This window comes from Nocardioides alkalitolerans, from assembly GCA_038184435.1.
In the GTDB taxonomy this organism is placed as follows: domain Bacteria; phylum Actinomycetota; class Actinomycetes; order Propionibacteriales; family Nocardioidaceae; genus Nocardioides; species Nocardioides alkalitolerans_A.
Window position 1 is genome coordinate 86,022 of record CP116227.1, and the last position, 19,073, is coordinate 105,094.

Consider the following 19,073-nt stretch of genomic DNA (forward strand, 5'->3'; position numbering starts at 1 on the left):
CGCTCCGCAGCAGGTCGGCGCCTACGCCCGGTCGAAGTGGGTGCGCAGGGCGACGTGGGTGGACGTGTCGCGCACCGCAGGCAGCTCGTTGAGGCGGCGCGTGACCTCCATGAGCCCGTCGTTCGACGCCGTGTCCACCAGCAGGGCCATGTCGCGGTCCCCGGCGGTCGACCAGCACGCCCGCACCTCGGGCCACCCGGTCAGCTCGGACGCCACCTCGGCGTACCGGGGGGTGAGCAGGTTGACCATCACCAGTGCGGTCACGGGGCGGGGAGCGTCGTCGGGGCTGCGGGACAGCACGGTGGTGTAGCCGGTGATGACGCCGGTGCGCTCGAGGCGGGCGATCCGCTGGTGGACGGCGCCGCGGCTGAGGTTCACGGCGCGGGCGATCGCGGTGGCCGACGTGCGGGCGTCCGCGGACAGGAGGGCGAGGATCCTCCGGTCGACGTCGTCCAGCTGACGTTTCGTCATCAGGCCCTCTCCCATCGTCGGTGACGCTCGGGAACGTAGCACCGCCGTCACTACCGGGTGGACAGGTCTCTCCCTAGGTTTTGCGGGTCACCGAGACCCGAGGGAGCACGAGCGTGATCCAGCAGTTCGACAGCCGCACGGCACTGATCGTCATCGACCCGCAGGTGGGGGTCGACACCCTCAGCCACTGGGGAGGCCCGACCGGCCGCCGCAACAACCCGGACGCGGAGCGCCGGATCGGCGAGCTCCTCGTCGCGTGGCGCGAGCGTGGCCTCCCCGTCTTCGTGACGCGGCACGAGTCGGTCGAGCCCGACTCGCCGCTCCACCCGTCGTCGCCGGGCTGCGCGTTCAAGCCCGGTCTCGGACCCGTCGACGCGGGTGAGCTCGTCGTGAAGTCCGTGAACGGCGCGTTCTTCGGGACCGACCTCGAGCTGCGGCTGCGGCGACGCGGGGTCGACCGGCTCGTCGTCGCCGGCTTCTTCACCAACATGTGCGTGGAGACGACCGTGCGCACGGCCGGCAACCTCGCCTACGACACCTACCTCGCCCACGACGCCTGCTCGACGACCAACCGGGTGACCGTGGCCGGAGTCGACCACGACCCGGCGACCGTGCACGAGCTCAGCGTGGCCTCGCTGGACCGGGAGTTCTGCACGGCGCTGACCACGGACGAGCTGGTCGGCCTGTGCGCCGCCGATGACGTCCGGCTGTCGCGGCTGCAGGGCAACGAGCCGCGCCCGCGGGTCGCCGTCGCGTAGTGCCCCACCGGGGGGCCGGCTGCGGCACCATGGGCGCATGAGCGAACGAGCGCCGGTGCGCACCTGGCTGACCGACATGGACGGCGTGCTCGTCCACGAGGAGGAGCCGATCCCGGGCGCCGCCGAGTTCGTGGAGACCCTCAAGTCGTCCGGCCTCGAGTTCCTGGTGCTGACCAACAACTCGATCTACACGCCGCGCGACCTCCGGGCGCGCCTCCTCGGCAGCGGGATCGACATCCCCGAGGAGCGGATCTGGACCTCCGCGCTCGCCACCGCCCAGTTCCTCGCCGACCAGCGGCCGAACGGCACGGCGTACGTCGTGGGGGAGGCCGGGCTGACCACCGCGCTCCACGACGTGGGCTACGTGCAGACCGACCGCGACCCGGACTACGTCGTGCTGGGCGAAACCCGCACGTACTCGTTCGAGGCCATCACCCGCGCCATCCGCCTCGTCGAGGGCGGGGCGCGGTTCATCGCGACCAACCCGGATCCCAGCGGTCCGAGCCAGCAGGGCAAGCTTCCGGCCACCGGCGCCGTCGCGGCGCTCATCACGGCGGCGACGGGACGCGCGCCGTACTTCGTGGGGAAGCCCAACGCGCTCATGATGCGCAGCGCGCTCGACCGGCTCGAGGCCCACTCGGCGACGACGGTGATGATCGGCGACCGGATGGACACCGACGTCGTGTCGGGGCTCGAGGCGGGGCTGCGCACCATCCTCGTGCTGACCGGCTCGACGCCGCGGGCGCACGTGGGGAACTTCCCCTACCAGCCGACGCGGATCGCGGAGTCCATCGCCGACGTCGTGCCGCTGGTGGCGGAGGGGCGGATCTAGACCTGGCCCCGGGCCGTGCCCCGGGACGTCATGCGGTGCGGTGCCCCGGACCGGCGGTTCGCATGACGTCCGAAGCCGGCCTCACTTCGGCGTCGGCGTCGGCGTCGGCGCCTGGCTGGGCGAGGCGCGGAACTGTGCGGCTGGGACTGTCCTGATCAGCTGGGACCTGCCCCAGCTGCACATGTCTCGGCCTCGGGCGGCCGGCCCGGCCCCGCGCCGTACCCCGGGACGTCATGCGGTGCGGTGCCCCGGGGCGGCGGCGCGCATGACGTCCGGAGCCGGCCTCACTTGAGCGTGATCTTCACCGGCGGCTGGCTGGGCGGGCTCTGCCCGGCGACGTTGGTCGCGTAGACGACGAAGTAGTGGTTGCGCGCCGGCAGGTTGCGGAAGGTCAGCGTGCCCTGGGTCGCCGGCACGGTGGTGAAGGTGCTGTTGTGCTGGACGGTGTACTGCAGCACCCGCGCCCCGTTGTCCGACTGCGGGGGGCGCCAGGAGACCGTGACGTTCCGGCCGCTCACGGTCACCTTCGGCGGCGCGGGGGCGGCGGGAGCGGCGACGGTGATGGTGACCCGGCGCGTGGGGCTGGCGACGGACTCGCCGATCGCGTTGACGGCGGTGACGGTGAAGTCGTAGGTGCCGCGCGGCAGGTCGGTGAAGTCGATGCGGGTGCGGTCGGCGGGCACGGTGAAGGTCTGGCCGTTGCGGCGCACGACGTAGTGGCTGATGGGCTCGCCGTTGGGGTCGGGCGGATACCAGGCGAGGTACATGTCGTTGACGGTCGCCTTGGCGTAGGGCTGCGCGATGGTCGCGGGCACCCCGGCGGGCGTGACGACGCCGGTGGGGGCGGAGGCCTCGGACTCGCCGACGGCGTTGACGGCGACGACGCGGAAGCTGTAGCCGGCGCCGTTGCGCAGCCCGGTGAGGGTCGCGGTGGTCGCGTCCGCGGGCACGCTGACGCTCACGGGCGGCTGGTCGGCGGCGGTGCCGCGCACGACGTACCCCGTCACCGGGCTGCCCCCGTCGTCCGCCGCGCCGACCCAGGTGACGGTCGCCGACTGGTCGCCACGCACGGCGCTCGCGCCGGTGGGCGCGCTGGGCACCGTCGCGTCGCAGCGGAGGTCCTCGTCGCCGAGGGCGACGGCGCGGGTGCGCTCGGCCTCGGTGCGGGCGGGGGTGCAGGTGGTGCCGGCGATGACGACGGTCTCGCCGGAGGGCACGAAGCGGATGACGGTGCCGTCGGCGGGGCGCGGGGTGGCGGTGCGCTGCTTGTCGTACGTCGCGGGCGTCAGCGTCGTCGGCGAGCCGCACGCGTCGCCGGTGGCGACCGCCGCGCAGTCGGCGAGGGGGATGAGCGCGCCGCCGGCGGCCCGGGCGGTCACGGGGGTGACGGCCCCGCTGACGGGGTCGGTGACGGTGGAGCGCACGAGGGTGCCGTCGGTGGCGGTACGGCGCACGTGACCGCCCCACGGCGCCGCGGTCGAGCCGGCGTTGCGGAGCGCGGCGGCGTCGACGCGGACGACGGGCTGGGTGCCGCCGTAGGGGTCCCAGGAGTCGACGGTGAAGGCGGCGCCACCGGCGAAGACGTGCACGGTCGCCCGCGCGCCGCTGCTGAGGACCGCGCTGACGAAGGTGCCGTCGAGCGGGGTGGCACGGAGGTGGGCGTGGCGGCGGTCGGTGGCCACGGCGGGGGCGTCGACCGCGCCGTCGACGGCGGTCGCAGCGACGCTGACCGCGGGCGGGACCTCGCCGCCGATGGCGGCGACGGAGGTGGCGGCGATCGGGGCGCGGCCCGCGACGCGGTAGAACCGCTCGCTCGCGCTCCCACCGCTGCCGGCGGGGACGCGGAGCAGGGTGCCCTCGGCGGGGTACGCCGTGAGCCGGTCCCAGTCGCCCCCGGTGCCGGCGCGGTCGATGGCCGCGTCGTCGACCCAGCTGGTGGTCGGGCGGGCCCCGAAGCCGTCCCAGGAGTCGATCCACTGCGGGGAACCGCCGGCGACGACGAAGACGTCGTTGCTGGTGCGGCCCTTGAGGTAGGTGCCCTCGGGGGGCCGCGAGCGGAGGTGGGTGAAGGCCCCGTTGGCGCCGGACTGGCCGGCCTTGTCGACGGTCTCCTCGCCGACCCAGACGACGCGTGGGCTGCCGAACGCGGCGACGTCGTCGACCCGGAGCGGTGCGCCGCCGGCGACGACGAAGATGCGTCCCGAGTAGGCGGCCCGCAGCATCGTGCCCTCGGCGGGGATCTGGCGGAGCACGTCGTAGCGCGCGTCGGTGCCGATCGCGTCGACGACCTTGTCGTCGACGTCGACGACCCCCGCGGGGGCGGTGATGTCGGGCATGTAGACGGGCGCACCGCCCGCCACCCGGAAGAGGCGCTTCGAGGCGTAGCCCCGCAGGTAGGTGTTGTCGGGGATCGTCGTCTTGAGCGTCGCCCAGTGGGCGGCGGTGTAGACGTGCTCGGGCTTCTGGCCACCGACGGCGGCCCAGCTGCTGACGTACGTCGGCGCTCCACCCACGATGCGGTAGATGCTGCCCGCGTAGCGCACGAAGTCGCCCTCGCCGGCGCGGTCGACCCCGGCGTAGGCGACCTCGGTGCTGTCGCAGGCGGCGTTGTTGGCGGTGGGGAGCGCGGTGGACAGCATCGCGATGGGGGCGTCGGCGCCGATCACCGCGTAGTTGTCGTACTTGACCCAGCAGGCCTTCTGGAAGTCCGTGTGGGTGTGGATGCCGCTGGTGGTGCAGACGCGCCAGGAGGAGGAGTAGGGCCAGCCGTCGGAGGTGCCGTCGGCGCAGGCGCTGTTGGGCGCCGTGCCGGTCGCGAGGTAGCCGATCGTGGTGCCGGGCGGGAACGCCGGCGTGCTGGTCGAGACCTGCACGTCGCGCAGGTGGCCGTAGCGGATCTGGGAGACGAAGCCGCCGTTGACCATGACGTCGAGGGTGACCATCGTGCCGGCGCCGTTGTTGTTGTTCGCGACCTTGGAGACCTTGAGGGTCACGTCACCGTCGAACGAGCGCATGTTGGGCTTCACGGCGGCGCCGGGGCCCTTGTGGATGTCCCAGGAGAAGCCGCCGAGCAGCCGGGGCGTGTGGTCCTTGGGTGCGACGAGGCCGGTCCGACCGCCGCCGTCGAACGGCATGTAGACGACGACGCGGGTGCCCCCGACGGCCGCGTCCGCCGGGGCGGAGGTCGTCGTGAGCGTGACGGCAGCGAGCGCGCTGGCGAACAGGAGCAGGCCGACAGCGAGGGTGACGACGCGCCGTACGGGGGAGGGCGCGCGCCATCGAGGGGGGAGGTCGACCAGCACGCAGGGCAATCTATGGGGCTGGAGAGACGTGTGGGACGAAAGAGGTTGAACTACAAACGAGTAGTTCGTCGGGTGGTCGTCGGCAGTGGTCCCGGGGTGTGCCGCGGGGTCGTCGGGCCTGTGCGCCGACGCCATGCATAGATGGTGAAGTTGAAGGGCGCAACGATCCGATGGGTCTTTCGCTTGGTGAAATTGTGGACAAGCGGTTGCGTTGGCTGTGCGTGGCATCGTCCAATGTCTCCACTTCGTGATGGACCTCCACTCGGGACGAGGAACTCATGTCGATAGCCGACGCCCCGGCGCGCTCTGACGGCGCCGCCGCCACCCCCGCTGCCGCCCCTGCGCGGCCCGCTTCCGTGCTGCCGGCGGCCCCGGCTGCCGTCGTGGACGCGCTGGATGCCGTGGTCCGGGAGGCGGTCCGCGGGCAGGGGATCGACCCGCAGCGCGACACCGCGGCGGTGCGTCGCCTGGCGGAGGCCGCCGTGCGCGAGCACGACGAGCGGAGCCTGACCGGAGCGGTGCAGCGGTTGGCGGACCCGTCGGCGGTCGTGGCCGAGGTGGTCGCGCGGATCGCGGGGTTCGGTCCGTTGCAGCCGCTGCTGGACGACCCGACGGTCGAGGAGGTCTGGATCAACGACCCCTCGCGGGTCTGGGTGGCCCGCAACGGTCGCCACGAGCTGACGAACCTGATGCTGTCGCCGGCGCAGGTGGCCGAGCTGGTCGAGCGCATGCTGAAGAGCAGCGGCCGACGGCTCGACGTCTCGAGCCCGTTCGTCGACGCGATGCTGCCGGATGGTCACCGCCTGCACGTGGTGCTGGAGGGCATCAGCCGTGGCTTCACGGCCGTGAACATCCGCAAGTTCGTGCTCCGGGCGGCGCGTCTCGACGACCTCGTCGAGCTGCGGTCGCTGACGCCGCAGGCGGCCGCGTTCCTGACGGCGTCGGTGCGGGCCGGGCTCAACGTGCTGGTGGCCGGGGGGACGCAGTCCGGGAAGACCACGATGCTCAACTGCCTCGCGGCGGCGATCCCCGGAGGGGACCGGGTGATCAGTGCGGAGGAAGTCTTCGAGCTGCGGTTCCCCCATCCCGACTGGGTCGCGCTCCAGACCCGCCAGGCGGGGTTGGAGGGCACCGGTGAGGTGCCGCTCCGCGCGCTGGTGAAGGAGGCGCTGCGCATGCGTCCCTCGCGGGTCGTCGTCGGCGAGGTCCGCGCCGAGGAGTGCCTGGACCTGCTCCTCGCCCTCAACTCCGGCCTCCCGGGCATGTGCACGCTCCACGCCAACAGCGCGCGCGAGGCCCTGGTCAAGATGTGCACGCTCCCGCTGCTGGCAGGCGAGAACATCTCGTCGCGCTTCGTGGTGCCCACCGTGGCCAGCTCGGTCGACCTCGTGGTCCACCTCGGGATCGATGCCGGCGGCGTACGTCGCGTGAACGAGATCGTCGGTGTGCCGGGCCGGGTCGAGAACGACGTGATCGAGGTCGAGCCCCTCTTCGTGCGCTCGGCGGGCGAGCTACGACGGGCGAACGGCCACGCGCCGCGTCCCGCGGCGTTCGAGCGCGCCGGCATCGACGTCCACCGGATCCTGGCGGCCTGACGTGGGGGCCGTCGTCGGGCTCGGGGTGGGCATCGGCCTGCTCCTCGTCTGGTCCGCGTTCGTGGTGCCGCGCCAGCCGCGCACGGCCCCGCGTGCGCCGAGCCGCCTGACGACGCGACTGCACGAGGCCGGCCTCGGCCACGTCTCCGCGTCGTCGCTGCTCGTGCTCTGCGGGGTCCTCGGGACAGCGGTCGCGTTCCTCCTCCAGGTGCTGACCCGCACGGCGCCGGTCGCGGTCGTCATGGGATTGCTCGCGGCGTACCTGCCCGTGGCCCTCGTCGGCGCCCGCGCCCGTCGGCGGCGGGCGGAGTTCGCCGACGTCTGGCCCGACGCGGTCGACAACCTCGCCTCGGCCGTGCGCGCCGGGCTGTCCCTGCCCGACGCGCTCGTCGCCCTCGGCGAGCGGGGACCGGAACCGCTGCGGCCGGCGTTCGCGGCGTTCGCCCTCGACTACCAGGTGACGGGTCGGTTCTCGGACTGTCTCGACCGGTTGAAGGAGCGGCTGGCGGACCCGGTCGGCGACCGCGTCGTCGAGGGGCTGCGCGTCGCGCGCGAGGTCGGCGGGGGTGACCTCGGGCGCCTGCTGCGCAACCTGTCGGGCTACCTCCGGGACGACGCGCGCCTGCGTTCGGAGCTGGCGGCCCGCCAGGCGTGGACGGTCAACGGCGCGCGCCTCGCGGTCGCCGCGCCGTGGCTCGTGCTGCTGATGATGGCATTCCAGGGGGAGGTGATCCGGCGCTACGCGACGCCGACCGGCACCGTCGTGCTCGTCGTCGGCGCGCTGGTGTGCGTGGCGTCCTACCGCCTCATGACCTGGATCGGTCGCCTCCCCGTCGAACGGAGGATCCTCCGGTGAGCCCGGCCTGGTGGGGTGCGCTGCTCGGCCTCGTCGCCGGAGGTGGGCTCGTGCTGGTGCTCGCGCGCGTCCGGGCCATCCGCCGTCCCTCGTTGGAGCTGCGGGTCCTGCCCTACGTCCGTGCCGTGGCGCCCGTGGAGGGCCAGGCCCGGCCGACGACCGCCCCGGGGCGCGGGGGGACGACGGCGGCGCTGGTCGGCGTCTTCGGCCCGAGCGTGCGGCGGGCCGCCGACGCCGTCGAGAAGGTCCTGGGCGGCAGCACGTCCGTACGGCGCCGCCTCGCCCGGGCCGGGCTCGACCGGTCGGTGCACGACTTCCGCGTCGAGCAGGTGGTGTGGGGTCTCGCCGCCTTCGGGGCCGCCGCCGTGTGGGGCGCGGTGCGCACCATCGCCGATCCCGGCGCCGCGGTCGGCTCCGTGGTGCTCTGCCTCCTCGCGTTCGTGTGCGGGGTGCTGGCGCGGGAGCAGCGCCTGACGACTCAGGTACGTCGCCGCGAGCGCCGCATCGTCGAGGAGTTCCCCACCGTGGCCGAGCTCCTCGCGCTCGCCGTCGCAGCCGGCGAGGGACCGGTGGCCGCCCTCGAGCGGGTCGTCGCCCGGAGCGGGGGCGAGCTCTCCCGTGACCTGGCCGCCGTCCTCGCGGCGGTCCGCACCGGCGAACCCGTCGCCGAGGCCTTCGACCGGATGGCGGCGACGACGGGTCTCCCGCTCGTCGCACGCTTCGCCTCGGGCGTCGCGGTGGCCGTCGAGCGCGGTACGCCGCTGGCCGATGTCCTCCACGCCCAGGCCGCCGAGGTGCGGGACGCGGGCCGGCGGGAGCTCATCGAGTCCGCCGCCCGCCGCGAGGTCTTCATGATGGTGCCCGTCGTGTTCCTCGTGCTCCCGGTCACCGTGCTGTTCGTCTTCTACCCGGGCGTCGTCGGGCTTCGGCTCGTCGCCCCCTGATCCGACCGTCGGCCACCACACGCCCGCCACCCAGCAGGGAAGCAGAGAGAAGGAGGGGCAATGTCCGTCTCGGGACTCCTCACCCCCGTCGTCCGGTCCGTCGTCGCGCTCGGGGCGTGGCTCGCCCGGCTGGCGCTGCCCGACCCCGTCGGGGTCCGTCGGCGTACGCAGCGCGGCGACGTACCCGGGTGGGTCATGGTGACCGTCATGACCGCCGGCCTCGTCTACGCGATCTGGACCTTCGCCGGCCCGGAGCTCAACGCCATGCTGGCGCGAGCGCTCGGCAGCGTCAGTGGGCTCGGCTAGCCGACGCCGCCGCGACCAGCGGGGATCGGCCGTCGTCGACTTCGTGCTGGTGCTCGCCGTGCTGCTCCCGTTGTTCGCCGGCATCGTGCAGGTCGCGCTCGTCCTCCACGTCCGCAACACGCTGACCTCGGCGGCGTCCGAGGGGGCGCGGCACGCGGCGACGTACGACCACGACCTCGCCGACGGCGAGCTGCGCACGCGGGAGGAGATCGAGCGCGCGCTGGCGGCGCGGTTCGCGGACGAGGTGCGGATCGAGGAGCACGTCGTGGAGGGGCAACCCGGAGTGCGGGTCACCGTCGAGGCGACGGTGCCGGCGTTCGGCCTGGGCGGTCCCGCGGTGAGCCTCCGGGTGCGGGGCCACGCCGTGGAGGAAGTGGTCGAGGGGGCGGACGGATGAGGCGCGGTCGCGGCAGGCGGCCGGGGCGTCGCGACCAGCGTGGCAGCGCCGTCATCGAGCTGACGTGGCTGGGGATCCTCCTGCTGGTGCCGGTGGTCTACATCGTGCTCGCGGTCTTCGAGGTGCAGCGCGGGGCGTTCGGGGTCACGTCCGCGTCCCGGGTCGCCGCGCGGGCGTACGCGTTGGCGCCGACCCACGAGGAGGGGCTGCGGGCGGCCGAGACCGCCGCGGAGCTGGCCCTGGCCGACCAGGGAGTCGATCGCCCGCTGACGGTGGACGTCCGGTGCTCGGCGCCGGGAGGGGTCGGCGACGAGCGGCGTACGGGGGTCGCCGTCTGTCGTGAGCCCGGCGCTGTCATCACGGTGGTCGTCGCCACGAGCACCGAGCTGCCGTTCATGCCGGAGGTGCTCGGGGGCGGTACGCCGACGTTCGCGCTGGAGTCCACGCACGCGGTGCCGTACGGGCAGTTCCGTGAGGCGGCGTCGTGAGCCGGCGCCGGTCGCAGCTCGACGAGCGTGGGCAGACAACGCTGATGATCGTCGGCTTCGCCGGCGTCCTCTTCATGCTCCTGGCGGTCGTGGTGGACGCGTCCGCGGCGTACCTGCAGCGCCAAGGCCTCGCCACCATCGCCGACGGCGCGGCGCTCGCCGGAGCGGACGCCGGGGCGACGGGGGAGGAGGTCTACGAGGGTGGCTTCGCCGACGACGGACGGGCCCGGCAGGGGACGGTGGCCGCGGAGGCGGCGGTCGCGGCGTACCTCGCCGACGTCGACGCCCACCGCCGCTACCCGGGGCTGACCTTCACGACGCGGGTCGCCGACGGCAGCGTGGAGGTGCGCGTGTCGGCGCCGCTCGACCTGCCGCTGCAGCTGCCCGGTGGTCCGGGCGACGCGCCCGTGAGTGCGTCGGGGAGCGCGGCGCTGCAGCTGGGGTGAGGCGTCCCTCGGGACGTCATGCGGTCCGGTGGCCGGGGGCGCCGCTCCGCATGACGTCCGGAGCCCCGGCCCGGGGACGTCATGCCCCCCGGTCGCCGGGGCCATCGATGCGTATGACGTCCGGCGTGGCGGCGGGGAGTGCCGCACTAGGATCCGGCCATGACGGAGCAGGGCGGGTCGGCGCGGACCCGGGCGGGCCGCGCCCCGAGCATGGCGGACGTCGCAGCGCTCGCCGGGGTCTCCCACCAGACGGTCTCGCGCGTGCTCAACGACTCGCCCCAGGTGAAGGGTGAGACCCGCGAGCGGGTGGTCGCCGCGATCGCGGAGCTGGGCTACCGCCGCAACGGCGCCGCGCGGTCGTTGGCGATGAACCGCTCCCGGCGGATCGGGATGGTCGCGGCGCACCTGGGGCTGTACGGGCCGAGCATGATCGCCTCGTCGATGCAGGACGCGGCGCACGCGGCCGGGTACGAGCTCGCGCTCGTCGGCCTCTCCGACCCCACCAGCTCGGCCCTGCGCGGCGCCGTCGACCGGCTCCTCGAGCAGATGGTCGAGGTCATCGTCGTCGCCGCCGCCCACGAGAGCGTCGTCGCCGCCGCGCGCGACCTCGACCTCCCCGTCCCGCTCGTGCTCACCCAGGGCGTCGGTCCCGAGGAGGAGCACGCGGTGGGGATCGACCAGGAGCAGGGCGGGTATGCCGCCACCGCCCACCTCCTCGACCTCGGTCATGCCCAGGTCGCCCACGTGAGCGGCCCCCTCCGCTGGGTCGAGGCAGCGCAGCGCCGGGAGGGCTGGCTGCGCGCCCACGCCGAGCGCGGCAAGGAACCCGGCCTCGAGATCCACGGCGACTGGACACCCCCAAGCGGCCACGCCGCCGGTCAGCAGATCGGCCGGGACCCGAGCGTCACCGCCGTGTTCGCCGCCAACGACGGGATGGCCCTCGGCGTGCTCACCGGGCTCCACGAGGCGGGCCGCTCGGTGCCGGACGACGTCAGCGTGGTGGGGTTCGACGACATCCCCGAGGCGGCGTACTTCTGGCCGCCGCTCACCACCGTCCGCCAGGACTTCGCCTCGCTCGGCGCCCGCGCCGTCGCCCGCGCGCTCCACGAGGTCGAGGGCACCGGATCGACGCCGTCGAGCCTCACGGTGCCGGCACTCGTCGAGCGCCGCTCGACGGCGGCTCCGCGCCGCTGAGAATTGTGCGGCTGGGACGGGTCAAGCTCGATCCAGGTGACCCGAACCGCACACTTTCGCCGCTCGGCCGAGCCCCCCGTCGCCCGTCACGCCCGGGACGTCATGCGAACCGCGGGCCCCGGCCACCGCGCCGCATGACGTCCCGTGTGGGCGAGGGGCCGCACGCCGGATGGACGCCGGACGTCATGCGAACCGCAGGCCCGGGGCACCGCGCCGCATGACGTCCCCGAGGGCGGCCGTGGGACGTCATCCGATCCGGCTACCCGCGCCACCGGAACGCATGACGTCCGGGGCAGGGAGAGCCCCAGGATCACCTCACGATGTTAACGTTCACATCATGACGGTGCGCGTGTTCGACCAGCTCCCCGACGGCCGCGACGTGCACCTCGTCGAGCTGGGGGAAGCGCCTGGCCCGACACTCCGCCTGCTCACCCTCGGCGCCACCGTCCACGACCTCGAGATCACGGGCGGCGACGGCACACGCCGCCACGTCGCCCTCGGGCACGGGAGCTCGGCGGCGTACCTCGCCTCGGGCGACTACATCGGCGGCACCATCGGGCGCTACGCCAACCGCATCCGCCACGGCCACCTCCCGCTGCCCGACGGCGACCACACGCTCGGCACCCACGACCGCGGCCACCACCTCCACGGCGGGCCGGACGGCTTCGACCGCCGGCTCTGGGACCTGCTCGATCACGACGGTCATGGAGCCCGCTTCAGGCTGACCAGTCCTGACGGCGACCAGGGCTTCCCCGGCACCCTGGACGTCGAGGTCACCTTCACGGTCACGGACACGTCGATCGACATCGCGTTCACCGCGAGCACCGACCGCACGACCGTCGTGAACCTGACGCAGCACGCCTACCTCAACCTCGAGGGCCGCGACGCGGGCACGATCGACCGCCACCTGCTGCGCGTTCCGGCGGGGCAGTACACCCCCGTCGACGCCGAGGGCATCCCCACGGGCGACCACGCCCCGGTCGACGGCACGCCCTTCGACCTGCGCGAGCCGCAGCGCCTCGGCGCCGTGCTGCGCACCGACCACCCCCAGCTGCGCGACGCCCGCGGCATCGACCACAACCTCGTCGTCGACGACCCGGCCGACGCCGACGGCCTCCACACGATGGCCGTCCTCACCGCCCCCGCCACATGCACCGAGCTCGAGCTCCGCTCCGACCAGCCGGGCCTGCAGGTCTATACCGGCAACTTCCTCGACGGCGCCCTCCCCGCGGTCGGCGGCGGGCTCTACCGGCAGGGCGACGGCATCGCGCTGGAGCCCCAGCTCTACCCCGACAGCCCCCACCACCCGGCTTGGCCGAGCGCCCTCCTCGAGCCCGGCGAGCGCTACACGGCGCGCCACCAGTGGGTCTTCCGCGCCGCTGACTGACGCGGTGCGCGAGCCGCACGTACGGCGCGACCGCGCCCCCCGACGTACCGGGGCCGGGCGGTGGACGCCGCCGTCCGGCGGGCCCCGAAAGTGAGCGTTCACATTTCTTCCGACGATTTCGGCGGAACTGTTGACGCGCAGGAATGTTAGCGCTCACACTCCTCACCAGTGACACCGGTCACACAGGGCGACGGAGCCCGTTGGATCTGGAGGAAAGCATGATCAAGAAGACTCTGGTCGCGGCCAGCGTGGTCGCCCTCGGTGCCGGCACGCTGTCCGCCTGTGGAGGCGACGGTGCGAGCGCCGACGACGGCACGATCACCATGGGCTTCGCCCAGGTCGGCGCCGAGAGCGGGTGGCGCACGGCCAACTCCGCCAGCATCCAGGACTCCGCCGAGGAGGCGGGCATCGACCTCAAGTTCACGGATGCCCAGCAGAAGCAGGAGAACCAGATCAAGGCGATCCGGTCCTACATCCAGCAGGACGTCGACGTCATCTCCTTCAGCCCGGTCGTCGAGACCGGCTGGGACGCCGTGCTGCAGGAGGCCAAGCGCGCCGGCATCCCCGTCATCCTCACCGACCGCGCTGTCGACACCGAGGACGAGTCGCTCTACGTGAGCTTCCTCGGCTCCGACTTCGTCGCCGAGGGCGAGAAGGCCGGCCAGTGGCTGGTCGACAACGCCGGTGACATGGACGTCGACGGCGACGGCGACATCAACGTCGTCGAGCTCCAGGGCACCACCGGCGCGGCGCCGGCGATCGACCGCAAGGAGGGCTTCGAGTCGGTCATCGAGTCCGACCCGACCATCTCCATCGGCGCCTCGCAGACCGGTGACTTCACGCGTGACGGCGGCAAGCAGGTCATGGAGGCCTTCCTGCAGTCGGAGGACGGCATCGACGTCGTCTACGCCCACAACGACGACATGGGCCTGGGTGCCATCGAGGCGATCGAGGCCGCCGGCCTCGTGCCCGGCGAGGACATCAAGATCATCACGATCGACGCCGTCAAGGACGGCATGACGGCGCTCGCCGAAGGCAAGATCAACTACATCGTCGAGTGCAACCCGCTCCTCGGGCCCCAGCTGATGGAGCTCGCCCAGAAGGTCATCGACGGCGAGGAGGTCCCGCGCCGGGTGGTCACCGAGGAGACGACCTTCACGCAGGAGCAGGCCGCCGAGGCGCTCCCGACCCGTCAGTACTGAGCACCCCCGCAGTCACCGCGGGCGCGGCCGGCGATCCCGGCCGCGCCCGTGGTCACGCACCACCCGCACCCACCCGCAGCCCCAGCACCCCACCGCTCGGAGACGACCATGACGCAGACGGACGCCCCGCCGGACCCCGGCGCGGGCACGGCCACGAGCCCCGCAGCCGACCCCGGGGTCGAGCCCGTGGTCGAGATGCGCGACATCTCGATCACGTTCGGCACCGTGAAGGCGCTCTCCGACGTGGCGGTGCGCCTCTACCCCGGGGAGGTGCACGCACTCATGGGGGAGAACGGCGCGGGCAAGTCGACGCTCATCAAGGCGCTCACCGGCGTCTATTCCATCGATGCCGGCACCATCCTCGTCGCCGGGCAGCCGCAGGAGTTCTCCTCGCCCGCCGCGGCGCAGGCGGCCGGGATCAGCACGGTCTACCAGGAGGTCAACCTGGTGCCGAACCTGACGGTGGCCGAGAACATGATGCTCGGCCGCGAGCCGCGTCGGCTCGGGATGATCGACCACCGGGCCATGAACCGCCAGGCCGGCGCCACGCTCGAGCGCCTCGGCCTCGAGGTCGACCCGCGCTCGACCCTCGGCGACCACCCCATCGCCGTGCAGCAGCTCGTCGCGATCGCCCGGGCCGTCGACGTCGAGGCCCGCGTGCTCATCCTCGACGAGCCCACCTCGAGCCTCGACGCCGACGAGGTGGAGAAGCTCTTCGAGGTGATGCGGCGCCTGCGCGCCGACGGCGTCGCCATCGTCTTCGTCTCCCACTTCCTCGACCAGATCTACGCGATCGCCGACCGCATGACCGTGCTGCGCAACGGCCGCCTCGTCGAGGAGCGGATGGTCGCCACGACCACCCAGCTCGAGCTGGTGCAGCTCATGATCGGCCGCGACCTCGCCGTGCTCGACGAGCTCGACCGCGATCCCGCCGGCACCGCCGCCGACCGCGGTACGCCGCTGCTCACCGCCGTCGGCCTCGGACGGCGCGGCTCGCTCGAGGCCACCGACCTGGAGCTCTACGAGGGCGAGGTCATCGGCGTCGCCGGGCTCCTGGGCTCCGGCCGCACCGAGCTCGCCCGCCTGCTCTTCGGCGCCGACACGGCCGACGAGGGTGCCCTCGAGACGCGCTCCTCGCGCCGCCGGTGGCGCAGCCCACGGCACGCCATCGACCGCAAGATCGCGTTCTCCAGCGAGGACCGCAAGGGCGAGGGCGTCATCGCCGACCTCAGCGTCGCCGACAACATGCTGCTCGCGCTCCAGGCCTCCCGCGGCTGGCTCCGGCCGATCCCGCAGGCGATGCGCACGCAGCTGGTGGCGCAGTACATCGAGGCGCTCGACATCCGGCCCGCCGACCCGCACGCCCTGATGCGGAACCTGTCGGGCGGCAACCAGCAGAAGGTGCTGCTGGCGCGCTGGCTCATCACGCAGCCCGACCTGCTCATCCTCGACGAGCCCACCCGCGGCATCGACATCGGCGCCAAGACGCAGATCCAGGCGCTCGTGGCCGACCTCGCGTCGAAGGGCATGGCCGTCGTCTTCATCTCCGCCGAGCTGGAGGAGGTGCTGCGCCTCTCCGACCGCCTGGTCGTGATGCGCGACCGCCGCAAGATCGCCGAGCGCCGCAACGACGGCGTCAGCGTCAGCGACGTGCTGGAGATCATCGCGGGCGAGGCCCGCTCCGAGGAGGAGGCGGCCCGTGCCTGAGACCCTGACCCCGGTGCCGGAGACCGCGGCGTCCCCGCCGGCGGGGGAGTCCGGCCCCGGCCGGCCCTCGCTCGCCGCCCGTGTCGCCGCCCACCACCTGCTGTGGCCCGTGCTCGCGCTCGCCGTGCTGCTCGCCGTCAACGTCGCCGCCAGCCCGAGCTTCCTCGAGGTGCGGATGCAGGACGGCCACCTCTTCGGCAGCGTCATCGACATCCTCCGCAACAGCGCGCCGGTCATGCTCGTCGCGACCGGCATGACGCTCGTGATCGCCACCCGGGGCATCGACCTCTCCGTCGGCGCCATCGCCGCCATCGCCGGCGCCATCGCCTGCACCCAGATCGCGGGGGCCGCCGACCAGGGCGCCGCGGGCGCGGCGATCATCGCCTGCACGACCGCCCTCGCGGTCTGCGTGCTGCTCGGCCTGTGGAACGGCTTCCTCGTCGCCGTCGTCGGCATCCAGCCGATCATCGCGACGCTCGTGCTCATGGTCGCCGGACGCGGCCTCGCGATGCTCGTGACCGACGGCCAGATCACCACCGTCAACAACGACACCTTCTCGGCCCTGGCCTCCGGCTTCGTGCTGACGCTCCCCATCGCCCTCGTCATCGCGCTCGGCGTCGTCGGCCTGACGGCGCTCCTCACGCGTCGTACGGCGCTGGGGATGCTCATCGAGGCCGTCGGCATCAACCCCGAGGCGAGCCGGCTCGCCGGCGTGCGGTCGCGCACGATCATCTGGACCGTCTACGTGTTCGCCGGGCTGTGCGCCGGCATCGCGGGCCTCGTCATCGCGGCCAACACGAGCTCGGTGAACGCGAACAGCCTCGGCCTGTGGATCGAGCTCGACGCGATCCTCGCCGTCGTCATCGGCGGCACGTCGCTGGCGGGCGGCCGGTTCTCGCTGGCCGGCACGCTCGTCGGCGCGATCTTCATCGCCACCCTGGCCCGCACGATCCCGACGATCGGTATCCCGTCGGAGGCCAACTACCTCTTCAAGGCCGTCGTGGTCATCCTCGTCTGCCTCCTCCAGTCGCCCCGGGCCCGCGCCTCGCTGCGGTCGGCGCTGACGCCCCGCTCCGCGAAGGGAGCCACCGCATGAGCACCACCACCGTCACGCGTCCGTCCGTCGCGCCGAGCGGCCCCACGCCGGGGAGGGGCGGCGAGCCGTCGACCTGGGAGCGCGTGCGCACCTGGGCGCCGTCGAGCCGCTACCTCCCGGTGCTCACCACCGCGGCCCTCTTCCTCGGCATGTTCGGCGTCGGCGGGCTGCGCTACGAGGGCTTCACCGACCCGCAGGTGTTCCTCAGCCTGCTGCTCGACAACAGCTTCCTCATCGTGCTGGCGGTCGGCATGACGTTCGTGATCCTCACGGGCGGCATCGACCTCTCCGTCGGGTCCAACGTGGCGCTCTCCACCGTGATCGCCGCCAAGACGTTGGAGATGGGCTGGTCGCCGTACCTCTCCGTCGTCGCCGTGCTGCTCTGCGGCACGCTGCTGGGGACGCTGATGGGGCTGCTCATCCACTACTTCGACATCCAGCCCTTCATCGCGACGCTCGCCGGGATGTTCCTGGCGCGGGGGCTCTGCTACCTCATCAGCGTCGACTCGATCCCCATCACGAACCCGACGTTCCAGGAGTGGGCCTACAAGACGGTCGACCTGCCGGGCGGCTACTACGTGGGCTACACGTCGCTCGTCGCACTCGGCACCGTCGCGATCGCGGCGCTGGTGCTGGCCCGCACGCGGTTCGGGCGCACGGTCTACGCGATCGGCGGCAACGAGTCGTCCGCGATGCTCATGGGCCTGCGGGTGGCGGCGACGAAGGTCGGGGTCTACGCGATCAGCGGCTTCTGCGCCTCGTTCGCCGGGCTGCTGTTCGCGCTCTACACGCTGTCGGGCTACTCGCTCAACGCCGTCGGCATGGAGCTCGACGCCATCGCGGCCGTCGTCATCGGCGGCACGCTGCTGACCGGTGGTCGGGGCTATGTCGTGGGCTCCCTCTTCGGGGTGCTCGTCCTCGGCGTCATCCAGACCTTCATCTCCTTCGACGGCACGCTGAGCTCCTGGTGGACCCGCATCAGCATCGGACTCCTCGTGCTCGTCTTCGTCGTGGTGCAGCGCCTCATGACCCGGCGCCAGTCGTGACGGCCCTGCGGCCGGAGCCGCGGGTGCCGGTCATGGCCGACGTCGCCCGGCTGGCCGGCGTCTCCCACCAGACCGTCTCCCGCGTCGTCAACGGCCAGACCAACCTGCGCCCCGCCACCCGCCAGCGGGTCGAGGAGGCGATCCGCCAGCTCGGCTACCGCCCCAACACCGCTGCCCGCGCCCTCGTCACCCGGCGCTCCGCGACCATCGGCGTCATCGGCTCCAAGAGCGGCTTCTGGGGTCCCAGCACCGTGCACCGGGCCATCCAGGCGGCCGGCCGCGAGGCGGGCTACTTCGTCAGCTCCGTCAACCTGCAGAGCCTGACGCGCACCGAGCTCGTCGACGCGATCGACCACCTCCGCGCCCAGAGCGTCGAGGGCATCGTGCTCATCTCCGCGACCGACGACGCCCTGGAGGTCGCCCGCGCACAGGAGGACCTCGGCGTGCCCGTCGTCGTCGTCGAGGGCGACGACGCCAAGACCCGCTGGACCGTCGGGGTCGACCAGGTGCGCGGCGCCCGGCTCGGCACGCGCCACCTCATCGAGCAGGGGCACAGCGAGATCGTGCACCTGGCCGGACCGTCCACCTGGACCGAGGCCCGGGGCCGGCTCCTCGGCTGGCAGCAGGAGATGTACGACGCCGGCCTGCGCCCCGGTCGGCCCGTGGCGGGGGACTGGTCGGCGCGGAGCGGCTACGAGGCCGGGCAGGCGATCGCCGCCCGCCCCGAGGTGACCGCCGTGTTCTGCGCCAACGACCAGATGGCCCTCGGCCTGCTCCGGGCGCTGCACGAGGCCGGTCGGCGGGTGCCCGACGACGTCAGCGTCGTGGGCTTCGACGACATCCCCGAGGCGGCCTACCTCATCCCGCCGCTCACCACCGTGCGCCAGGACTTCGGCGCCGTCGGCCGCCGCGCCATCGAGATCCTCCGCTCCGCCATCGGGGCCACGACCGCCCCGGAGAGCCTCATCGCCCCCGAGCTGGTGGTGCGGGCGAGCACCGCGGCGCGCACCACGTGATCCTCCTGACCTCCGCCCCCGGCCCAGCTC

18 protein-coding genes are annotated in these 19,073 nt (G+C 73.2%); 16 read left to right on the plus strand and 2 right to left on the minus strand.

Annotation, left to right across the window (positions count from 1 at the left end; genetic code table 11):
• Nucleotides 1-21: 21 nt before the first annotated feature.
• Nucleotides 22-471, minus strand: coding sequence for an Lrp/AsnC family transcriptional regulator (locus PIR53_00400; GenBank protein ID WZH52477.1), 450 nt, complete (start codon nucleotides 469-471; stop codon nucleotides 22-24).
• Between the two features lie 113 nt (nucleotides 472-584).
• Between PIR53_00400 and PIR53_00405 the strand changes: the two genes are divergently transcribed.
• Both PIR53_00405 and PIR53_00410 read left to right on the plus strand, forming a co-directional pair.
• Nucleotides 585-1,229: a cysteine hydrolase family protein gene (locus tag PIR53_00405; protein WZH52478.1), complete on the plus strand. Its 645-nt coding sequence runs from the start codon at nucleotides 585-587 to the stop codon at nucleotides 1,227-1,229.
• A gap of 37 nt (nucleotides 1,230-1,266) precedes the next feature.
• Complete coding sequence (locus tag PIR53_00410; protein ID WZH52479.1) at nucleotides 1,267-2,061, plus strand: HAD-IIA family hydrolase; 795 nt, start codon at nucleotides 1,267-1,269, stop codon at nucleotides 2,059-2,061.
• Between the two features lie 284 nt (nucleotides 2,062-2,345).
• On the opposite strand, the gene PIR53_00415 is transcribed toward PIR53_00410, so the two are convergent.
• Complete coding sequence (locus tag PIR53_00415; GenBank protein WZH52480.1) at nucleotides 2,346-5,363, minus strand: fibronectin type III domain-containing protein; 3,018 nt, start codon at nucleotides 5,361-5,363, stop codon at nucleotides 2,346-2,348.
• 278 nt (nucleotides 5,364-5,641) lie between these two features.
• Here PIR53_00415 and PIR53_00420 point away from each other — a divergent pair, with 278 nt between their 5' ends.
• The 14 genes from PIR53_00420 to PIR53_00485 all read left to right on the plus strand — a co-directional run bounded on the left by PIR53_00420 (nucleotide 5,642) and on the right by PIR53_00485 (nucleotide 19,043).
• The gene (locus PIR53_00420; GenBank protein WZH52481.1) at nucleotides 5,642-6,958 is read left to right on the plus strand and encodes an ATPase, T2SS/T4P/T4SS family; all 1,317 of its coding nucleotides are present in this window, start codon (nucleotides 5,642-5,644) and stop codon (nucleotides 6,956-6,958) included.
• Nucleotide 6,959: 1 nt separating this feature from the next.
• Nucleotides 6,960-7,814, plus strand: coding sequence for a type II secretion system F family protein (locus PIR53_00425; protein WZH52482.1), 855 nt, complete (start codon nucleotides 6,960-6,962; stop codon nucleotides 7,812-7,814).
• On the plus strand, nucleotides 7,811-8,758 hold the full coding sequence (locus PIR53_00430; protein WZH52483.1) for a type II secretion system F family protein: 948 nt from the start codon (nucleotides 7,811-7,813) through the stop codon (nucleotides 8,756-8,758). The genes PIR53_00425 and PIR53_00430 overlap by 4 nt, the downstream gene beginning before the upstream one ends.
• Before the next feature lie 60 nt (nucleotides 8,759-8,818).
• Entirely contained in the window at nucleotides 8,819-9,064 is a 246-nt protein-coding gene (locus PIR53_00435; protein ID WZH54488.1) for a hypothetical protein, read from the plus strand.
• On the plus strand, nucleotides 9,051-9,461 hold the full coding sequence (locus tag PIR53_00440) for a pilus assembly protein (protein WZH52484.1): 411 nt from the start codon (nucleotides 9,051-9,053) through the stop codon (nucleotides 9,459-9,461). Before PIR53_00435 ends, PIR53_00440 begins: the two co-directional genes overlap by 14 nt.
• Entirely contained in the window at nucleotides 9,458-9,949 is a 492-nt protein-coding gene (locus PIR53_00445; protein ID WZH52485.1) for a hypothetical protein, read from the plus strand. Before PIR53_00440 ends, PIR53_00445 begins: the two co-directional genes overlap by 4 nt.
• Nucleotides 9,946-10,395, plus strand: coding sequence for a pilus assembly protein TadG-related protein (locus PIR53_00450; GenBank protein ID WZH52486.1), 450 nt, complete (start codon nucleotides 9,946-9,948; stop codon nucleotides 10,393-10,395). Before PIR53_00445 ends, PIR53_00450 begins: the two co-directional genes overlap by 4 nt.
• A 159-nt stretch (nucleotides 10,396-10,554) precedes the next feature.
• Nucleotides 10,555-11,589, plus strand: a complete 1,035-nt coding sequence (locus tag PIR53_00455) for a LacI family DNA-binding transcriptional regulator (protein ID WZH52487.1) — start codon at nucleotides 10,555-10,557, stop codon at nucleotides 11,587-11,589.
• 337 nt (nucleotides 11,590-11,926) lie between these two features.
• Nucleotides 11,927-12,976, plus strand: coding sequence for a galactose mutarotase (locus PIR53_00460; protein WZH52488.1), 1,050 nt, complete (start codon nucleotides 11,927-11,929; stop codon nucleotides 12,974-12,976).
• A 218-nt stretch (nucleotides 12,977-13,194) separates the two neighbouring features.
• Complete coding sequence (locus PIR53_00465) at nucleotides 13,195-14,178, plus strand: ABC transporter substrate-binding protein (GenBank protein WZH52489.1); 984 nt, start codon at nucleotides 13,195-13,197, stop codon at nucleotides 14,176-14,178.
• Between the two features lie 108 nt (nucleotides 14,179-14,286).
• Entirely contained in the window at nucleotides 14,287-15,885 is a 1,599-nt protein-coding gene (locus tag PIR53_00470) for a sugar ABC transporter ATP-binding protein (GenBank protein ID WZH52490.1), read from the plus strand.
• Complete coding sequence (locus tag PIR53_00475) at nucleotides 15,878-16,981, plus strand: ABC transporter permease (GenBank protein ID WZH52491.1); 1,104 nt, start codon at nucleotides 15,878-15,880, stop codon at nucleotides 16,979-16,981. The genes PIR53_00470 and PIR53_00475 overlap by 8 nt, the downstream gene beginning before the upstream one ends.
• Complete coding sequence (gene yjfF / locus PIR53_00480; protein ID WZH52492.1) at nucleotides 16,978-18,027, plus strand: sugar ABC transporter permease YjfF; 1,050 nt, start codon at nucleotides 16,978-16,980, stop codon at nucleotides 18,025-18,027. Before PIR53_00475 ends, yjfF begins: the two co-directional genes overlap by 4 nt.
• Nucleotides 18,024-19,043 (plus strand): LacI family DNA-binding transcriptional regulator, encoded by a 1,020-nt coding sequence (locus tag PIR53_00485; protein WZH52493.1) that lies wholly within the window; start codon nucleotides 18,024-18,026, stop codon nucleotides 19,041-19,043. The genes yjfF and PIR53_00485 overlap by 4 nt, the downstream gene beginning before the upstream one ends.
• Nucleotides 19,044-19,073: the final 30 nt, after the last annotated feature.

Bases quoted from the DNA above. Each gene is read 5' to 3' on its own strand.
- PIR53_00400 (WZH52477.1), bottom strand. From the start codon at position 471: ATGACGAAACGTCAGCTGGACGACGTCGACCGGAGGATCCTCGCCCTC.
- PIR53_00410 (WZH52479.1), top strand. From the start codon at position 1,267: ATGAGCGAACGAGCGCCGGTGCGCACCTGGCTGACCGACATGGACGGC.
- PIR53_00420 (WZH52481.1), top strand. From the start codon at position 5,642: ATGTCGATAGCCGACGCCCCGGCGCGCTCTGACGGCGCCGCCGCCACC.
- PIR53_00435 (WZH54488.1), top strand. From the start codon at position 8,819: ATGTCCGTCTCGGGACTCCTCACCCCCGTCGTCCGGTCCGTCGTCGCG.
- PIR53_00445 (WZH52485.1), top strand. From the start codon at position 9,458: ATGAGGCGCGGTCGCGGCAGGCGGCCGGGGCGTCGCGACCAGCGTGGC.
- PIR53_00455 (WZH52487.1), top strand. From the start codon at position 10,555: ATGACGGAGCAGGGCGGGTCGGCGCGGACCCGGGCGGGCCGCGCCCCG.
- PIR53_00460 (WZH52488.1), top strand. From the start codon at position 11,927: ATGACGGTGCGCGTGTTCGACCAGCTCCCCGACGGCCGCGACGTGCAC.
- PIR53_00465 (WZH52489.1), top strand. From the start codon at position 13,195: ATGATCAAGAAGACTCTGGTCGCGGCCAGCGTGGTCGCCCTCGGTGCC.
- PIR53_00470 (WZH52490.1), top strand. From the start codon at position 14,287: ATGACGCAGACGGACGCCCCGCCGGACCCCGGCGCGGGCACGGCCACG.
- yjfF (WZH52492.1), top strand. From the start codon at position 16,978: ATGAGCACCACCACCGTCACGCGTCCGTCCGTCGCGCCGAGCGGCCCC.